Source organism: Ideonella sp., assembly GCF_041287625.1.
Lineage (GTDB): Bacteria > Pseudomonadota > Gammaproteobacteria > Burkholderiales > Burkholderiaceae_C > Ideonella.
In genome coordinates, this window is record NZ_JBGGNH010000011.1 from 18,752 (window position 1) to 35,653 (window position 16,902).

15 protein-coding genes are annotated in these 16,902 nt (G+C 67.6%); 4 read left to right on the forward strand and 11 right to left on the reverse strand.

Going from position 1 to position 16,902, the window contains the following annotated elements:
• Nucleotides 1-37 precede the first annotated feature (37 nt).
• Complete coding sequence (locus tag ACAH41_RS02680; RefSeq protein WP_325648299.1) at nt 38-727, forward strand: SIS domain-containing protein; 690 nt, start codon at nt 38-40, stop codon at nt 725-727.
• Here ACAH41_RS02680 and ACAH41_RS02685 read toward each other — a convergent pair whose 3' ends face one another.
• The 4 genes from ACAH41_RS02685 to prfB form a co-directional block, all read right to left on the reverse strand.
• Nucleotides 728-1,489, reverse strand: a complete 762-nt coding sequence (locus tag ACAH41_RS02685) for a hypothetical protein (protein ID WP_325648301.1) — start codon at nt 1,487-1,489, stop codon at nt 728-730. It abuts the gene before it with no gap.
• A gap of 25 nt (nt 1,490-1,514) precedes the next feature.
• A complete protein-coding gene (locus ACAH41_RS02690) occupies nt 1,515-2,543 on the reverse strand; it encodes a class 1 fructose-bisphosphatase (RefSeq protein WP_325648303.1) in 1,029 nt (342 codons plus the stop codon).
• Between the two features lie 59 nt (nt 2,544-2,602).
• Nucleotides 2,603-5,281 (reverse strand): aminopeptidase N, encoded by a 2,679-nt coding sequence (pepN, locus tag ACAH41_RS02695; protein WP_325648305.1) that lies wholly within the window; start codon nt 5,279-5,281, stop codon nt 2,603-2,605.
• A 139-nt stretch (nt 5,282-5,420) separates the two neighbouring features.
• Nucleotides 5,421-6,525, reverse strand: a protein-coding gene (gene prfB / locus ACAH41_RS02700) for a peptide chain release factor 2 (RefSeq protein WP_325648307.1) whose coding sequence is annotated in 2 segments (ribosomal slippage) — nt 5,421-6,443 and nt 6,445-6,525 — 1,104 coding nt in all. Because the reading frame shifts where the segments join, the coding sequence is not laid out codon by codon here.
• A 185-nt stretch (nt 6,526-6,710) separates the two neighbouring features.
• Here prfB and ACAH41_RS02705 point away from each other — a divergent pair.
• The 3 genes from ACAH41_RS02705 (at nt 6,711) to ACAH41_RS02715 (ending at nt 10,031) form a co-directional block, all read left to right on the forward strand.
• On the forward strand, nt 6,711-7,013 hold the full coding sequence (locus ACAH41_RS02705; RefSeq protein ID WP_325648308.1) for a DUF4212 domain-containing protein: 303 nt from the start codon (nt 6,711-6,713) through the stop codon (nt 7,011-7,013).
• Nucleotides 7,010-9,094 carry a VC_2705 family sodium/solute symporter gene (locus tag ACAH41_RS02710; protein ID WP_325648310.1) on the forward strand — a complete coding sequence of 695 codons (2,085 nt, stop codon included), beginning with the start codon at nt 7,010-7,012 and terminating at the stop codon, nt 9,092-9,094. Before ACAH41_RS02705 ends, ACAH41_RS02710 begins: the two co-directional genes overlap by 4 nt.
• Nucleotides 9,095-9,374: 280 nt before the next feature.
• Nucleotides 9,375-10,031 carry an acyltransferase gene (locus tag ACAH41_RS02715; protein ID WP_325648312.1) on the forward strand — a complete coding sequence of 219 codons (657 nt, stop codon included), beginning with the start codon at nt 9,375-9,377 and terminating at the stop codon, nt 10,029-10,031.
• 9 nt (nt 10,032-10,040) lie between these two features.
• Here ACAH41_RS02715 and ACAH41_RS02720 read toward each other — a convergent pair whose 3' ends face one another.
• From ACAH41_RS02720 to ACAH41_RS02750, 7 genes are read right to left on the reverse strand one after another with little or no spacing between them, the layout of a single operon-like run.
• Nucleotides 10,041-10,718, reverse strand: coding sequence for a GntR family transcriptional regulator (locus ACAH41_RS02720; protein ID WP_325648314.1), 678 nt, complete (start codon nt 10,716-10,718; stop codon nt 10,041-10,043).
• A gap of 46 nt (nt 10,719-10,764) precedes the next feature.
• Nucleotides 10,765-11,166 carry an AtzH-like domain-containing protein gene (locus tag ACAH41_RS02725; RefSeq protein ID WP_325648316.1) on the reverse strand — a complete coding sequence of 134 codons (402 nt, stop codon included), beginning with the start codon at nt 11,164-11,166 and terminating at the stop codon, nt 10,765-10,767.
• Nucleotides 11,163-12,995: an allophanate hydrolase gene (gene atzF, locus ACAH41_RS02730; RefSeq protein ID WP_325648317.1), complete on the reverse strand. Its 1,833-nt coding sequence runs from the start codon at nt 12,993-12,995 to the stop codon at nt 11,163-11,165. Before atzF ends, ACAH41_RS02725 begins: the two co-directional genes overlap by 4 nt.
• Nucleotides 12,996-13,029: 34 nt before the next feature.
• Nucleotides 13,030-13,743, reverse strand: a complete 714-nt coding sequence (locus ACAH41_RS02735) for an isochorismatase family cysteine hydrolase (protein WP_325648324.1) — start codon at nt 13,741-13,743, stop codon at nt 13,030-13,032.
• A complete protein-coding gene (locus tag ACAH41_RS02740) occupies nt 13,740-15,287 on the reverse strand; it encodes an ABC transporter ATP-binding protein (protein ID WP_325648326.1) in 1,548 nt (515 codons plus the stop codon). The genes ACAH41_RS02735 and ACAH41_RS02740 overlap by 4 nt, the downstream gene beginning before the upstream one ends.
• Nucleotides 15,284-16,129 (reverse strand): ABC transporter ATP-binding protein, encoded by an 846-nt coding sequence (locus tag ACAH41_RS02745; RefSeq protein ID WP_325648327.1) that lies wholly within the window; start codon nt 16,127-16,129, stop codon nt 15,284-15,286. The genes ACAH41_RS02740 and ACAH41_RS02745 overlap by 4 nt, the downstream gene beginning before the upstream one ends.
• Nucleotides 16,126-16,899 (reverse strand): ABC transporter permease, encoded by a 774-nt coding sequence (locus ACAH41_RS02750; RefSeq protein WP_325648328.1) that lies wholly within the window; start codon nt 16,897-16,899, stop codon nt 16,126-16,128. Before ACAH41_RS02750 ends, ACAH41_RS02745 begins: the two co-directional genes overlap by 4 nt.
• Nucleotides 16,900-16,902: the final 3 nt, after the last annotated feature.

A 16,902-nucleotide genomic window follows, 5' to 3' on the forward strand; every position in this document is an offset into this window, starting at 1 on the left:
CTTTGTCACCATGCGGGCGAAAACAAGGATTGCAGTCATGCGCAGGTTTCGCATCGGCGCCTGCGTGCTGCAGCCCTTGGGGGATCGCAACATGACCTTGCTGACTGAACCGCTGGCGTTTTCCACCGGGTCTGCCGAAGCGGCAGGCGGCGGCGCCGTGGCCATGGCGCAGGCCCTGGCCGCGCACCGCGCGGTGTTCGACCAACTCGATGCGCAGGCTGCGCCGCTGGCGGAGATGGCCGAGCGGCTGACGGCCTGCCTGTCGGCCGGCGGCAAGCTGCTGCTGTGCGGGCAGGGCGCCTCGGTGCCGCTGGCGCGCTACCTGGCAGGCCGGCTGGCGGGGCGCTCGGCGCGTGGGCGGCGGCCGCTGGCGGTACTGGCGCTGTCGGCCGACGGTGCGCCCTGGGGCGACGGCGACGGCCTGGACCTGTATGCGCGGCAGGTGCGGGGGCTGGGCCGCCCGGGCGATGCCTTGCTGGCGCTGAGCACTTCGGTGGAGCCGGAGACCGCCGGCACGCCGACGCTGCTGCTCAATGCGGTGCGGGCTGCGCGCGAAGAGGGCCTGTCCATTCTTGGCTTGCTGGGACCGGACAACCTGGCCTTGCAGCAGGCCTGCCACCTGAGCCTGCTGACACCGGCTGCGGCGCAAGTCCATCAGCAGGAAGCCCAGATGTTCCTGGGCCATTTGCTGTGCGGGCTGATCGAGGTCGGCCTGGGCCTGGGCTGATCAGTTGGTCTCGGTTCGAGCGGGGTGGTCGACGTGCTTGGCGGCGGCTTTCAGCTTGCCGGTGGCATGGCGGGCCCGTTCGACCATCGCGAAATTCGCCTCTTTCACATGGCCGTGGAACAGCAGGTTGCGGTACTTGATGATCTGCTGCAGCTCGCTGTAGAGCTCCTCGGAGATCACCTCGTGCTGGATCAAGGTTTCCGCCACCTGGCGCAGGCTGCCGGCGCCGGTGCCACGGCCGTCTGCCTGCGCTTCCTCCATGCCCTGGCGCATGGCCAGGTCGCGCAGCGAGCGTTCGAGCTTTCGGTAGACGCGGAAGAACTCGGTTGAGGGCGTGCGGTTGGCGGCGTCTTCGCCTTCCTTGAGCTGCGCCTGCTGCTCCAGTTCGCGCTCTGCCGCCTTCTGGTACTTGCGCGGGTCGATGATGGTGACCACGAAGGCCAGGCCGGCCACGATGGCCAGCGTGTCCATGAACGCGGCGCCGCCCATCAGCGCGTCCGGCGGCGGGATGTTGGCCCGGTTGACCCAGACCACCAGTAGGCTCAGCACGACCGCGATGGCCGTCAGCCAGGCCAGCCAGGTCAGGCGGCTGTGGTAGGACATGCGCAGCGCGTCGTGGATGTCCTGCAGCGAGTCGTCGCGGTCCCGTGCCGACTCGATCTGCGACAGCACCAGCGCGTAGCCGGTCAGCAGCAGGGCGACGAAGGTCGACACGCACTGCGCTGCTGCCGTGAACGTCCAGTAGATGAAGTCGGTGTTCATGGCGGCAGCGTGGGCTTCGGTGGGTTCAGCCCTTGGCCTTCTCGGCGTCGTGCTGCAGGTGGTAGTCGGTCACGCGCTGCACTTCGTTCTTCGAGCCCAGCACGACGCTGACGCGTTCGTGCAGCTTGCCCGGCTTCAGGTCCAGGATGCGCCGGCGGCCGTTGGTCGACAGGCCGCCGGCCTGCTCGATCAGGAAGCTCATCGGGTTGGCTTCGTAGAGCATGCGCAGCTTGCCGGGCTTGTCCGGCTCGCGCTGGTCCCAGGGGTACATGAAGATGCCGCCGCGGCACAGGATGCGGTGCACGTCGGCCACCATCGAGGCGATCCAGCGCATGTTGAAGTCCTTGCCGCGCGGGCCCGTCTTGCCGGCGAGGCATTCGTCGATGTAGCGCTTCACCGGGGTGTCCCAGTGGCGCATGTTGGACATGTTGATCGCGAATTCCTTGGTGTCTTCCGGGATCTGCACGTTCTCCTCGGTCAGCACCCAGGAGCCTTGCTCGCGGTCCAGCGTGAACATGGCCACGCCGTCGCCCACGGTCAGCACCAGCGTGGTCTGCGGGCCGTAGACGCAGTAGCCGGCCGCGGCCTGCTGGCTGCCGGCCTGCAGGAAGTCTTCTTCGCTGACGCCGCGCTGGGTGTCTGTCTTGCGCAGCACCGAGAAGATCGTGCCGATGGAGACGTTGACGTCGATGTTGCTCGAGCCGTCCAGCGGGTCGAACATCAGCAGGTACTCGCCCTGCGGATAGCGGTTCGGCACCACGTGGATGGAGTCCATCTCCTCGGACGCCATGCCGGCCAGGTGGCCGCCCCATTCGTTGGCCTCGATCAGCACCTCGTTGGAGATGATGTCGAGCTTCTTCTGCACCTCGCCCTGCACGTTCTCGGAGCCGGCGGTTCCCAGCACTTCGCCGAGCGCACCCTTGTTGACCGAGATCGCGATGCGCTTGCAGGCGCGGGCCACCACCTCGATCAAGAGCCGCAGTTGCGCCGGGATGTGCCCGTGCTCCCGCTGCTGCTCGACCAGGTATTGGGTCAGGCTGACACGTTGACTCATTGGATTGCTCCTGATGTTGAAACCGTTCGCCGACCCGCCGCCGCCGCGGCGGATCAGGCTCAGTCTTGTTGCAGCGCGCGGTCGATGATCTCGCGCGTGTCGCCGCTCAGTTCCTGCCTGGCGGACACGCGCGCAATCGCTTCGCGCGCGGCGCTGCGGTAGGGCTCGGCCAGGTTTCGCCAGCGGTCCAGGCCGCGGGCGAAGCGCGAGGCCAGCTGCGGGTTGATGGCATCCAGTTCGATCACGCGGTCGGCCCAGAACACGTAGCCTGCCGCGTCGGTGCGGTGGAAGGCGGCCGGGTTGAACGCGGTCAGCGAGAACAGCAGCGCGCGGGCGCGGTTCGGGTTGCCCAGCGTGAAGTCCGGGTGCTGCGTCAGCTGCTTGATGCGGGCGAAGACCTTGCCGCCGCGCTCGGACGCGCGGCCTTGCAGCGCGAACCACTTGTCCAGCACCAGGGCCTCGTCCTTGAACAGGCTGTGCATGCGCTCCAGCGCGGGCACGGCCAGCTCGGCATGGGCGTTGACCAGCGCCTCGATCGCGCCCAGGCGGTCGGTCATGTTGCCGGCGTCCTTGAAGCGCTGGTAGGCGCGGCCGGGCCAGACGCTGTCGCCGGTGGCCACGGCATGGCGCACCAGCATGGCCAGCGCCAGGTTGGTCAGCGCGCGCTGGCCGCTCTGCTCGGCGTTCGGCAGGTAGCCGCCGCGCACCTGGTAGTGCTCGAAGGCCCATTCCCAGTCGGACTGCAGCGCGCTGGCCAGCTGATCCAGCATGGCTTCGCGGGCCGTGTGCAGGCGCTGCGGGTCGATGTTCTCGACCAGGTCGGCCACGTAGATTTCCGACGGCAGCGTGAGCGCCAGTTCCTTGAACGCCGGGTCCAGCGAAGGGTCGCGCAACAGCGTGCGCAGGGCTTCGATGAAGGGCGCGTCAAGCACGGGGGTGTCGTTGTGATCCAGCGCGGCGCGCAGCGCGTTCACGCCCAGTCGCTGGGCGGCTTCCCAGCGGTTGAAGGCGTCGGTGTCATGCGCCATCAGCACCAGCAGGTCGGCGTCGGACAGGCCGTCCTTCAGCAGCACCGGGGCCGAGAAGCCGCGCAGCAGCGAAGGCACCACGTCACCGGTCGGCAGGCCGACGAAGGTGAAGCTCTGCTCGGCCTCGGTCATCACCAGCACGCGTTCGGTGCCGGACGGTGCATCTTCGCCTTCGAGCTGAAGCTGCAGCGGCTGGCCGTTGCGGTCCAGCAGGCCGATGGCGATGGGCAGCAGGTTGGGCTGCTTGAAAGGCTGGCCGGCCGAAGGCGTGTTGGACTGCGACAGGCGCAGCGTGTAGCGCCCGTTTTCAGCATCGCTTTCGCAGTGCGCGACCAGGCGCGGCGTGCCGGCCTGGGCGTACCAGCGCTTGAACACGTCCAGGTGCCGGGCCAGCGCGCTTTGCGGGTTGGCGTCGGCCATGGCCTGCGCGAATTCATCGCAGGTCACGGCCTGGCCGTCGTGGCGCCCGAAGTACAGGCTCATGCCGGCGGCAAAGCCTTCGCGGCCGACCAAGGTGTGCATCATGCGCACGACCTCGGCGCCCTTTTCGTAGACGGTGGCGGTGTAGAAGTTGTCGATCGCCTGGTAGACGTCCGGGCGCACCGGGTGGGCCATCGGGCCGCCGTCTTCCGGGAACTGGCGCTCGCGCAGCGTGCGCACGTCGCCAATGCGGCGCACCGCACGGGCCGAGGTGCTGCCGGCCATGTCCATCGAGAATTCCTGGTCGCGGAAGACGGTGAGGCCTTCCTTCAGCGACAGCTGGAACCAGTCGCGGCAGGTGATGCGGTTGCCGGTCCAGTTGTGGAAGTATTCGTGGGCGACGACGCTCTCGATGCCGTCGAAGTCGACGTCGGTCGCGGTGGCGGTGCTGGCCAGCACGAACTTGGTGTTGAACAGGTTCAGGCCCTTGTTCTCCATCGCGCCCATGTTGAAGTCGTCGACCGCGACGATCATGAAGCGCTCCAGGTCCAGCGGCAGCTTGAAGCGGGCTTCGTCCCAGACCATGGACGCGATCAGCGAGTTCATCGCGTGCTCGGTCTTGTCCAGGTCGCCGCGCTTGACGAAGATCTGCAGCAGGTGGTCCTTGCCCGAGCGGGTGCGCACCCACTGCTCGCGCGCCACCAGGTTGGCCGCGACGATGGCGAACAGGTAGCTGGGCTTGGGGAAGGGGTCGTGCCACTTGGCGTAGTGGCGGCCGGCGTCCAGCTCGCCTTGCTCGACCAGGTTGCCGTTGGACAGCAGCACCGGGTACTTCTTCTTGTCGCCACGCAGCGTCACGCTGTAGACGGCCATCACGTCCGGCCGGTCCTGGAAGAAAGTGATGCGGCGGAAGCCTTCGGCCTCGCACTGGGTGTAGAGCCCGCCGCCGGAGGCGTACAGCCCGCTCAGCTGGGTGTTCTTCTCGGGCGAGATCGTGTTGCGGATCTCCAGCGTGAAGGCATCGGCCGCCGGGGCGTCGATGATCAGCAGCGGGCCCTCCTGGCGGAACGAGACGCTGTTGCCGTCGACCAGCACCCGCAGCAGGTTCAGGTCTTCGCCATGCAGCTTCAGCGGCTGCACGTCCTGCGCGGTGTTGCGCTCGATGGTCAGCTTGCTGGAGACGATGGTCTTGGTGGCATCCAGGTCGAAGCACAGGTCCGCGCGGCGGATCCAGTAGGCCGGGGCCAGGTAGTCTTCGCGGCGGATCAGGGGGGCAGTGCCTTCACGCATCATGATGTTGGGCGTCCTCGTGGGTTCAGTTGTTTTCGGCGTGGGCGCCGGGTGCGGTCGGCCGGGTGGGCGGTCCGCCCCGGCCCAGGCGCCGGCCCGCGGGCCGGCGTCAGGTCAGGTCGGTTCGGTCAGTTCGGGCTCACAGGCCTTGCTTCAGGCTGGCGGCAATGAAGCCGTCCAGGTCGCCGTCCAGCACCTTCTGGGTGGCCGAGACTTCGACGTTGGTGCGCAGGTCCTTGATGCGGCTCTGGTCCAGCACATAGCTGCGGATCTGGTGGCCCCAGCCGACGTCGGTCTTGGTGTCTTCCAGCTTCTGCTGCTCTTCCATGCGCTTGCGCATCTCGAAGTCGTACAGCCGCGAGCGCAGGCGCTTCCAGGCCACGTCGCGGTTGCTGTGCTGGCTGCGGCCGTCCTGGCACTGCACGACGATGCCGGTCGGGATGTGCGTCAGGCGCACCGCAGAGTCGGTCTTGTTGATGTGCTGGCCGCCGGCGCCCGAAGCGCGGAAGGTGTCGGTGCGCACATCGGACGGGTTGATGTCGATCTCGATCGAGTCATCGACTTCCGGGTAGACGAACAGCGAGGCGAACGAGGTGTGGCGGCCGCCGGCCGAGTCGAACGGGCTCTTGCGAACCAGCCGGTGCACACCGGTCTCGGTGCGCAGGTGGCCAAACGCATACTCGCCTTCGACCTTGATGGTGGCGCTCTTGATGCCGGCGATTTCGCCCGGCGTCTCGTCTTCCATCGTCGCCTTGAAGCCCTTGCGCTCGCAGTACTTCAGGTACTGGCGCAGCAGCATGCCGGCCCAGTCGCAGGCTTCGGTGCCACCGGCGCCGGCCTGGATGTCGACAAAGCAGTTGCTCGGATCGGCCGGGTTCGAGAACATGCGGCGGAATTCGAGCTGCTCGACCACGCCAGCAAGCTTGGCAGCGTCGGCTTCGATGGCCTTCAGGCCGTCCTCGTCGCCGTCTTCCTTCGACATCTCGTACAGCTCGGTGTTATCCGAGAGGTTGCTGGTCAGGTGGTTGATCGTGCCGACCACCTCGTCGAGCTGCTTCTTTTCCTTGCCCAACTCCTGCGCCCGCTTGGGGTCGTTCCAGATGTTGGGGTTCTCCAGCGTGGCGTTGACTTCGTTCAACCGCAGTGTTTTGCGGTCGTAGTCAAAGATACCCCCGTAGATCGAGGGTGCGCTGGGTCAGGTCGGCCAGCGAGTTGCCAATGGCATTGATGCGTTCGATGTCCATGACGGATCCTTGTCTTCTATCTTGTCCAAACCCCGTATTTTCTCACGCCGGGCGCTTGGCTCGGGGTATATCCCGCCCTGGAGGCCGGCCGCAGTCGGCCGTTCGGCGGCGGGATTGACCCGACAATCCTTTCGGGGCCACCGAACGGCGCCCCGCTTGCCAGGCCGTATCGCAGTTTTTTGCCCATGACACCACCCCGCGAGTCCGAGCTCGGCGCCCCCGCTGCGGCAGCGCCGCTGCCTGGGCGTGCCCGCCTGCACTGGCGCAGCACCCGGCGCCTGACGCTGGCGCTGCTGGCCGTGTGGGCGCTGGTCAGCTTCGTGCTGCCCTGGCATGCACGCAGCCTGAATTTCGGCTTCTTCGGCTGGCCGTTCAGCTTCTGGATGGCCGCGCAGGGCGCGATGCTGGTCTACCTGCTGCTGGTGGTGGTGTTTGCGCTGCTGACCCGGCGCATTGACGACGAGCATGGTTTCGATGAGCCGCGATGAACCGGCCTGAGCCGCAAGTCGGCCGGCGGGCGCGCCACCGGCTGCATGCGATCTACTTCGGCTTTGCGCTGTGCTTCGTGCTGTTTGTGCTGGGCATGGGCATGCTGGAGCGGCTGGGCATGCCGCGCCAGTACATCGGCTTTGTGTTCCTGGCCGCGCCGGTGGTGGTCTATGCGGTCATCGGCGTGGTCTGCCGCACGACGGATGCAGCCGAGTACTACGTGGCCGGCCGCCGCGTGCCGGCGGTCTACAACGGCATGGCCACTGCCGCCGACTGGATGAGCGCGGCCTCCTTCATCGGCCTGGCGGGCACCTTGTACCTGACCGGCTTCGAAGGCCTGGCCTACGTGCTGGGCTGGACGGGGGGCTTCTGCCTGGTGGCGCTGCTGATGGCACCTTACCTGCGCAAGTTCGGCCAATACACCATTCCGGACTTCCTGGGCGCGCGCTACCAGGGCCATTTGCCGCGGCTGATCGGCGTGGGCGCGGCGGTGCTGTGCTCGTTTGTCTACGTGGTGGCGCAGATCTACGGCGTCGGGCTGATCACCACCCGGCTGACGCACATTGCCTCGTTCGAGATCGGTGTGTTCCTCGGCCTGGGCGGCATCCTGGTCTGTTCTTTCCTGGGTGGCATGCGGGCGGTGACCTGGACCCAGGTCGCGCAATACATCGTGCTGCTGCTGGCCTACCTGGTGCCTGTGGTCTGGCTCAGCGTCAAGCAGACGGGCGTGCCGTTTCCGCAGGCGGTCTACGGCCAGCAGTTGCAGAAGGTGGCCGAGGCCGAGGCGCGGCTGAAGGCCGACCCGGCCGAGCTGTCCGCCATCCAGGCCTTCCATGCCCGGGCCAATGCGCTGGGCGACAAGCAGCTGCACGCCACTGAAGCCCTGGCCAGCGAGCGGGCCGAAGTGCGCCAGCGCATTGCCGCGCTGCAGAAGGCCGACGCACCGCAATACCTTGTCCAGGCCGCCGAACGCCAGATGGCCGCCTTGCCCAAGGACGAGGCCGGCGCCATCGTCGGCTGGCGTGCCGAGCGCGAGGCACTGGAAGCCCGCGCGCGCCCGCTGGCCGGCATGCCGGACCACGCCGCCCAGTTTGCTGGCGACCCGGACGGCACACCCGGGCAGCAACACGCCTTCGAAGCCTCGCGCCGCAACTTCCTGGCCCTGGTCTTCTGCCTGATGCTGGGCACCGCCGGGCTGCCGCACATCCTCACGCGCTCGTACACCACGCCTTCGGTGCGAGAGGCGCGCCAGTCGGTCGCCTGGTCGCTGTTTTTCATCCTGCTGCTGTACCTGACCGCACCGGCGCTGGCGGTGATGGTCAAGTTCGAGATCTTCACCCACCTGGTCGGCACCCCGTTCGACGCCTTGCCGGCCTGGATCGCCAACTGGAACCGGGTCGACCCCGGCCTGCTGTCGGTGGTGGACATCAACCATGACGGCGTCCTGCAACTGGCCGAGCTGAAGATCGGCGGCGACATCATCATGCTGGCCACGCCCGAGATCGCCGGGCTGCCATACGTCATCTCCGGCATGGTCGCGGCCGGCGGCCTGGCGGCCGCGTTGTCCACGGCAGACGGCCTGCTGCTGACCATCTCCAACGCGCTCTCGCACGACCTGTACCACAAGGTGCTGGACCCGCAGGCCGGCACCGCGCGCCGCGTCATGCTGTCCAAGCTGCTGCTGCTGGTGGTGGCGCTGGCGGCCGCCAGCGTCGCCGCGCAAAAGCCGGCCAACATCCTGTTCCTGGTCTCGGCCGCGTTTTCGCTCGCCGCCTCGGCTTTCTTTCCAGCGCTGGTACTGGGCTTCTTCTGGCGCCGGGCCAACCGCTGGGGCGCCTCGGCCGGCATGCTGGCCGGCCTGTTCCTGTGCTTCGGCTACATGGCCGCCACCCACCCGTGGCTGCGAGGCCTGTTCGGCATCACCGCGCCCGCCGAGCTTTGGTGGGACATTCAGCCCGTTTCCGCCGGCGTCTTCGGCGTGCCCTTCGGCTTCCTGGTCACCATCATCGTCAGCCTGCTGACCCCACCTCCGCCACAAGAGGTGCAACAGTGGGTGGAAGACCTGCGGCACCCTGGTTGATCGAAACGCTGCGCTCGCTGTTACTGCATGCTTTTGGGCCGCTGGCGTTGGCCTGCATTTGATACCGCTCGATACACATTGCCCAGCCCGAAGTGGCGAGCTTCGGCATCAATGCCGTCAAGCTACGGCATGTGGTAAGGAGCCTTGTCGAGGCGCGACATGATGAGCTGCAGTAGAGCGCGGGCCGCACCCCGGGGCGCCCGCGACAGAAGTCCGCAACGGACTTCCGGGCGTCATCTGCGTGCTCGCTGGGCTGTGCACATTCAAAAGATCAGCGGTGATGCAGCAGATGAAGAAATATGTTCGCGGAGCGATCTGCCTGGGCTATTCCCTGGCCAGATTCTGGCTCCTGAAAATCTTCCACTTGAGGGGGTTTCAATTCACCAATGTGAATGTGATTTCTCCTTTCGCCGAGATCGACCTGGGCGCGAAAGCCAGACTTTCGCTGGGACGGATGGTGAAGATTCGGGGAGGTTCCAGGATCAGGGTTCGCGGCTCAGCCGAGGTTTCGATTGGCGCCAACACCTACCTGAACCATGGCTGCATGATCGTCAGCCACGAAAAAATCACCATTGGCGAAGGCGTTCAGTTCGGGCCCAACGTGATGGTGTATGACCACGACCATGACCGCTCGGGCCGGCGCGCCGATGGTTCGGGAAAACTCAAGTTCAAGACATCGCCGGTTGTCATTGGCGACAATGTCTGGGTAGGTGCCAACACCGTGATCCTGCGTGGCACGGTGATTGGCGACAACTGCGTGATCGGTGCCGGCAGTGTCATCAAGGGCCACTACGCCGACAACCAGGTCATCGTGCAGAAGCGCGAGACCGAGGTCACCGAAGTGCCGTTGCGGCCACGGCTCGAACTCTGCGAGGTGGAGGCCCGTCCGGTGGAGCCGCGCCCACGCTACGAACACCTGGCCAAGGCCGTGGACTGAGGGCGCGGCTCAATCCTTTTGCCGCGCCTTGTAGAGCATGTCCAGCGTGATGTGCCGGACTTCGAGCTTGCTTTGCTCAATGTGCACCCGCAGCAGGCGCTGGGCTTCATCGGCTCGGCGGCGGGTGATGGCGCGCAGGATGCGCGCGTGTTCGTCGTAGGTCGCGTCGATGCGCGCGGGTTTGGTGAAGTCCAACCGGCGGATGATGCGGATGCGGTCGGTGATCTCGCCATGCACGCGCAGCATCGCGCGGTTCGCACTGCCTTCTACCAGCCCGCGGTGGAAGCCTTCGTCCAGGTCGCGCACCGCCGTCGGATCTTCGGTGCGCTCGATGTCCGGCTGCAGCCAGATGGCCGCCAGCGCCGCCAGTTGCGGCCTGTCCTCGGCTTCGCACAGCCTGGCCACCGCATGGCATTCGAGCAACACACGCAGGTCGTACAGCTCGTCGAACACATCGAAGTCCAGCGGCGCGACCTGCCAGCCAAGCTTCGGGAAGACCTGCAGGAAACCTTCGCGCTCCAGGCGCTGCAGCGCCTGGCGCAGCGGCGTGCGGCTGACCAGCACGCGGCCGGTCAGGTCCGATTCGCTGAAGCGATCGCCCGGCATCAGGCTGAAGTCGAAGATCAGCGCCTTGACCTGGCGGTAGGCCTGTTCGGCAAGGCTGGGCGCAGGCGAATCGGCGGGCATGTCCGCGTTTGCAGGATCTGGCGGTGACTTCATGACAGCCGTCATGTTACGTGGGCGGCCACGGGATCATGCTGACGTGGGCGCTGACGATGCGCCAGCCCTCGGGCAGGCGCGCCCAGGTCTGGCTCTGGAAGCCGCGCAGCGCCGTGTCGCTGCGCAGGAACTCGACCAGCGCCACCGCCATGTCCGGCCCGAAGCAGTGGATGCGCAGGTTCTCCAACTGGCGGGTGAAGCCGGGCTTGGGCACGCTGTGGCGGTAGGCCGCCTGTTCGGCATGGCCGAGCTGCCGGTCGACCACGCCGTAGCGGGTCAGCCGCTCGTCTTCCCAGAAGAAGCCGATCAGCGCCGGCAGGTCGTTCTGCATGAAGGCCGCTTCGTAGGCGTGGAAGCAGGCCGTGACTTCGGCCAGCACGTCCGGCAGGTCGATGGCTTCGGGCGCCCAACTCATGCGCTGCTGCCTGCAAGGGACCGGCTGGCCAGGTAGGCGCGCCAGCCGCCGTGTTCGCTGATGTCCGGTGCGTCGGCCAGTGGCGCCGGCTCGCAGATGAAGCCCTTGACCCAGCGGCCGTCTTCCAGCTCGACCGAGCCCAGGCCCAGCGGCGGCGGGATCAGCGCCAGCAGCGAGCCGACCTGGTCCTGCGGCATCTCATAGACCTCCAGCTCGATGGCGTGGCCCGTCTCGCCAGCGCCCACGCGGGCCAGCGCCGGCTTGGGCGGCACCGTGCCGGGCAGCGCATGCAGCCGGTAGTGCGGCGCGCTGTGCGTGCGCGCCAGCAGCCGGCAGCTGCGCTCGCGCAACTGGTAGTGCAAGGGCAGGCCTTGCAGGTGCGCGCCGACAACGGCCAGCGCCAGCGTGGGCGTGCTGGCCGGCAGGTGGCGCAGCATCGTGTCGGAAGGCAAAGCCGGTCGCAGGCGCGCGCCCAGCACCATGTCGCCTTCGTCCAACCGGGCCTGCTCCCAGCGCCGGCCCCAGTCGGCCAGCGCGGCGTCGGCACCGCCAGGCGCGATCCAGGTCACGCCAAACGGCAGGCCGGCGGCGGTGAAGCCACTGGGCAGCGCGAGCGCGGCCATGCCCAGCAGGTTGACAAAGTTGGTGTAGCGGCCGAGTGCGCTGTTGCGCGCCACCGGCTGCTCGGCGACCTCGGCCAGCGTCGGGTGCGTGGGCGAGGTGGGCACCATCAGCACGTCGACCTTCTGCCACATCGGCGCGATGGCGCGTGCCAGTGCTTCAAGTCTGTAGCGGCCATCGAAGGCATCTGCCGCGCTGAATCGGCGGGCCTGGTTGATCACTTCCAGCACGGTGCTGTCCATCACCTCGGGACGGTGTTCGATCAGCTCGCGCACCGCGGCATAACGTTCGGCCACCCACGGGCCCTGGTACAGCAGCGCGGCAACCTCGAACAGCGGCGTGAAGTCCAGCGGCACCAGCTCGGCGCCCAGCGCGCGGGCCCGGCCCTCGGCCTGGCGCCAGGGCGCGCCGTAGCCCAGCACCGTGTCGAGCTCAGGCAGCAGCGGCACACCCAGGCGCGGCTTCTCCGGCAGCCAGGCCGGGCGCAGCGCAGGGGCGGGCAGGGGGCTGCCATCGTCCGGGCCGTCGATCAGTGCGGCGACCTCACCGGCATCGCCCAGCGTCAGCGCAAAAACCGAGACCACGTCCAGGCTCTTGCAGGCCGGCAGCACACCTTGCATGCCCAGGCGGTGCGGCGTGGGTTTCCAGCCGACGAGGTTGTTGAAGCCGGCCGGGACGCGGCCCGAGCCCGCCGTGTCGGTACCCAAAGCAAACGGCACGATGCCGCGCGCCACCACGCTGGCCGAGCCGGAGCTGGAGCCACCGCTGACGTAGTCCGCATCGAAGGTGTTGGGCACCTCGCCAAACGGCGAGCGTGTGCCCACCAGCCCGGTCGCGAACTGGTCCAGGTTGGTCTTGCCGATCAGCACCGCGCCGGCCGCGCGCAACCGCGCCACCACGCTGGCGTCTGCCGTGGGTTGGTAGGCGGCGGCCGGGCAGGCGGCGGTGGTCGGCCAGCCGGCGGCGTCGATGTTGTCCTTGGCGGCAAACGGCACGCCCCACAGCGGCACAGTGTTCGGGTCCAACGTGGCCAGCCGGGCCAGCTCGGCCTGCAGGCCAGCTTCGTCCAGCCGGGCGATCCAGGCCGGGTCGCCGGGCAGCAGCCTGGGCAGCAGCGCGCCCAGCAGCGCTTCGGCTGTGGCGCCGGCCGCATAGGCGGCGCGCCAGTCTTCCAGGGTCAACAGGGAAACGGGTTGGTCCGGGCTCATGGCGTGTTCTTTGGCAAATCGGTTCGAGGCACCTTCAGGTGGCGCCTTGCCAGTGGTCCAGCGCGGCGATCAGCGGGGCGGACGGCGCCGTCCACCCGACGATCCCGCCCTGGGCGTGGATCATCTCGATGGCCGCTTGTTTGAAGGCCGGGAAGTAGCTCTCGGTGCCGTCCTCGACCAGCAGGCAGTCGTAGCCGCGGTCATTGGCTTCGCGCATCGAGGTCTGCACGCAGACCTCGGTCGTCACGCCCATGAAGACCAGGTGCGTGATGCCCTGGCCCTGCAGCATCGCGTGCAGCGGCGTGGCGTAGAAAGCGCCCTTGCCGGGCTTGTCGACCACGATCTCGTTGGGCCGCGGCGCCAGCTCGGGGATGATCTGGTTGCCCGGCTCGCCGGCCACCAGCACGCGGCCCATCGGGCCTTCGTCGCCAATGCGCAGCGTGGGGTTGCCGCGCAGCCGCTTGGCCGGCGGGCAGTCGCTCAGGTCGGCCTTGTGGGCTTCGCGGGTGTGCACCACGAGGCCGCCCGCGGCGCGCCAGGCCTGCAGCACCGCCTGGCACGTCGGAATGATGGCCTGCAGCAGCGAGACGTCATTGCCCAGGCTGGCGCCGAAGCCGCCGGGTTCGACAAAGTCGCGCTGCATGTCGATGATGACCAGTGCGCTGGTCGCAGGCGTGAAGCTGTAGGCAAAAGGCTGGGCATTGATCTCGATCACGCTGGGACGGGCTGCGACTTCTGTTTCGCTCATGCGGCCTCCTGTGCCGGTTCGTGGTGCTTGCCGCCCATGAAGGCGCCCAGCGCGTGGCGGTCGGCCAACGCGGCCGGCACGTCGTGCACGATCTGGCCTTCGCTGATGACGACGATGCGGTCGGCCAGCGCCAGCAGCTCATCCAGGTCTTCGCTGACCAGCAGCACTGCCGTGCCGCTGTTGCGCGCCGCGACCAGCCGGCCGTGGATTTCGGCCACCGCGGCAAAGTCCAGCCCGAACACCGGGTTGGACACCAGCAGCAGCCGCGCCGGCTCGGAGAGTTCCCGTGCCAGCACCGCGCGCTGCACGTTGCCGCCCGAGAGGCTGCGGATGGGCGCGCGTTCGCCCTGGGTCTTCACGCCATATTCGGTGATCCATGAACGCGCCCGCGCCCGCAGCTTGCCCCAGCGCACCCAGCCGCCGGTGGCAAACGGCGGCTCGTCGAAATTGCGCAGGCCCATGTTGTGCGCCACGCTGAGTTCGCCCACGCAGGCATTGCGCAGCGGCTCCTCGGGCAGCGCACGCACGCGCAGCTTGCGGTTCTCGCGCCGGGTGGCGGCAAACGGCAGACCGCCCACCTTGACGCTGCCGCTGCCGCGCGCGCGCTGGCCGACCAGCGCTTCCATCAGCTCACGCTGGCCGTTGCCCGAGACGCCGGCCACACCGACGATTTCTCCCGCGCGCACCGCCAGACTGAGGCTGCGCACAGCCAGCTCGCCACGGTCGCCCATGACTTCCAACTGGTCCACTGCCAACTGGACTTCGCCAGGTTCTCGCACTTCGCGCGCCACCGCTTCACGCGGCGCACGGCTGCCCGGTTCGCCGCCGCCCACCATGGCCTGCGCCAGCTGCTCGTTGGTGCTGTCCGCCACCATGCCGGTGTGCACGAGCCGGCCGCGGCGCAGCACGCTCACGTCGTCGGCATAGGCGGTCACCTCGCGGAACTTGTGCGTGATCATCAGCACCGAGCAGTCGCCGGCATGGGCGCGCTCGCGCAGCGCGCCCAGCACCTCGTCGGCTTCCTGCGGCGTCAGCACCGAGGTCGGCTCGTCGAGGATCAACAGGCGCGGCTTCAGGAACAGCTGCTTCAGGATCTCCAGCTTCTGCTTCTCGCCGGCCGAGAGGTCCAGCGGCGTGGCATCCAGGTCCAGCTTGAACGGCGTGCTGCGCATGAACGCGCTCAGCTCGGCGCGGGCCTGTTTCCACGGAATCACGGCCGGCAGGTGGCCGCGCGCCATCAGCAGGTTCTCGGCCACCGTCATGCCCGGCACCACGGTGAAGTGCTGGTAGACCATGCCGATGCCCAGGTCGCGCGCGACGGTGGGCGAGGTGATCGCCTGCTCGCGCCCGTCCACCAGCACCGCACCCTCGTCCGGCAGGTAGTAGCCGACGATGCACTTCACCAACGTGCTTTTCCCCGCGCCGTTTTCGCCCAGCAGTGCATGCACCGTGCCGGGCCGCACGCTGAGCGAGCATTGGCCGAGGGCCGTGAAGGCGCCGAAGCGCTTGGTCAGGTTGTAGGTTTCGAGCGGAACAGCATTCATGCCTGCATCTCCCGGCGGAAAACGGCCAGCGTGTGCGCTTTCACGCGCACGAACTCGGGGTCGGACACGGCTTCGGGCGTGCGCGGCCGCGGCATGCTGAACGGCACCAGCTCGGCAATGCGCGTGGGCCGGCGCGTCAGCAGCAGGATCTGGTCGGCCAGGAACACTGCGTCTTCCAGGTCGTGCGAGACGATGACCATGCTCACGCCGGTGGCCAGGTGCGCCTCCTGCAGCTTGGCGCGGATGAACAGCGTCATCTCGAAGTCCAGCGCCGAGAACGGTTCGTCCAGGAACATCACCTCGGGCCGCGGCGCCAGCGCCCGCATGATGCAGACCGTCTGCATCTGCCCGCCGGAGAGTTCGTAGGGGTAGCGCTTCAGGTCGAAGCGGATCTCGAACAAGGCCACCAGTTCGTCCACGCGCTTCTTGACCTCGGCCGCCTTCATGCCTTGCCGGCGCAGCGGGTAGGCGATGTTGTCCCAGGCGCTGATCCACGGGAACAGCGCATCGCGGTAGTTCTGGAACACGTAGCCGATGCGCGTGTCCTTCAGGCTCTTGCCGTCGAACAGGATCTCGCCCGCGTCCAGCGGCACCAGCCCGGCGATCATGTTCATCAGCGTGGACTTGCCGCAACCGTTGGGCCCGAAGATCGAGACGATCTGGCTGCGCGGCAGGTCCAGGTTGAAGTCCTTGTACAGCACCTGGCCGGCGAAGGACTTGCACAGCCCGCGCACCGTGACATGGGTGTTCGGCGCTGCGCGCAGCGTCAGCACCGTGCTCTGAGGCGTCCCGAGCTTGACCTCCGTCGGAATGGCCGAGACCGGCAACTGGTCGCCGCTCATGCTTTTCCTCCCCAATGAATCAGCTTCTTCTCGATCAGCAGGAAGACCAGGTTCAGGCCGTAGCCCAGCGCGCCGGTCACCAGGATGGAGGTGTACATGTCCTTGACGTTGAAGACCTGCTGCGCGTCGATGATGCGGTGGCCCAGGCCGGTTTCGGAGCCGATGAACATCTCGGCGACGATGACGATGACCAGCGCCATCGAGACCGCACTGCGCAGGCCGATGAAGGTCTGCGGCAGGCTTTCCATCAGCATCACGTCCTTGAACACGTGCCAGCGCGACACGCCCATGATCTGCGCGGCCATCACCCGCGTCTTCTTGGCGTTCATCACGCCGTAGGCACTGTTGAACAGCACGATCAGCATCGCGCCGAAGCTGGCGATGGCGATCTTGTTGATGTCGGTGATGCCGAAGATCAGCATGAACAGCGGGATCAGCGCCGAGCTGGGCGTGGAGCGGAAGAAGTCGATCAGGAACTCGACGCTGCGGTAGGCGTTTTCGGCGCTGCCCAGCATCACGCCCAGCGGCAGGCCGATGGCGATGGCGATCGCAAACGCGCTCAGCGTGCGCAGCAGCGTGGACCACAGGTCCGGCAGGATCGCGCCGCTGGCGAATGTCTGCGCCAGGTACTGCAACGTCTCGCCTGGCGGCGGCAGCAGCACGGGCTTGACCCAGTGCGCCGAGATCATCAGCTGCCAGAACGCGAGCAGCAGCAGCGGCCCGAGCAGCGGCAGCCACCGCTTGTTGTAGAGGAATGCGATGGCTTGCATGGT

Coding starts and splice junctions, on each gene's coding strand:
- ACAH41_RS02735 (WP_325648324.1), bottom strand. CDS start 13,743: ATGAGCGAAACAGAAGTCGCAGCCCGTCCCAGCGTGATCGAGATCAAT.
- atzF (WP_325648317.1), bottom strand. CDS start 12,995: ATGAGCCCGGACCAACCCGTTTCCCTGTTGACCCTGGAAGACTGGCGC.
- ACAH41_RS02690 (WP_325648303.1), bottom strand. CDS start 2,543: ATGAGTCAACGTGTCAGCCTGACCCAATACCTGGTCGAGCAGCAGCGG.
- ACAH41_RS02720 (WP_325648314.1), bottom strand. CDS start 10,718: ATGCCCGCCGATTCGCCTGCGCCCAGCCTTGCCGAACAGGCCTACCGC.
- ACAH41_RS02705 (WP_325648308.1), top strand. CDS start 6,711: ATGACACCACCCCGCGAGTCCGAGCTCGGCGCCCCCGCTGCGGCAGCG.
- ACAH41_RS02725 (WP_325648316.1), bottom strand. CDS start 11,166: ATGAGTTGGGCGCCCGAAGCCATCGACCTGCCGGACGTGCTGGCCGAA.
- ACAH41_RS02740 (WP_325648326.1), bottom strand. CDS start 15,287: ATGAATGCTGTTCCGCTCGAAACCTACAACCTGACCAAGCGCTTCGGC.
- pepN (WP_325648305.1), bottom strand. CDS start 5,281: ATGCGTGAAGGCACTGCCCCCCTGATCCGCCGCGAAGACTACCTGGCC.
- ACAH41_RS02750 (WP_325648328.1), bottom strand. CDS start 16,899: ATGCAAGCCATCGCATTCCTCTACAACAAGCGGTGGCTGCCGCTGCTC.
- ACAH41_RS02680 (WP_325648299.1), top strand. CDS start 38: ATGCGCAGGTTTCGCATCGGCGCCTGCGTGCTGCAGCCCTTGGGGGAT.
- ACAH41_RS02715 (WP_325648312.1), top strand. CDS start 9,375: ATGCAGCAGATGAAGAAATATGTTCGCGGAGCGATCTGCCTGGGCTAT.
- ACAH41_RS02685 (WP_325648301.1), bottom strand. CDS start 1,489: ATGAACACCGACTTCATCTACTGGACGTTCACGGCAGCAGCGCAGTGC.
- ACAH41_RS02710 (WP_325648310.1), top strand. CDS start 7,010: ATGAACCGGCCTGAGCCGCAAGTCGGCCGGCGGGCGCGCCACCGGCTG.
- ACAH41_RS02745 (WP_325648327.1), bottom strand. CDS start 16,129: ATGAGCGGCGACCAGTTGCCGGTCTCGGCCATTCCGACGGAGGTCAAG.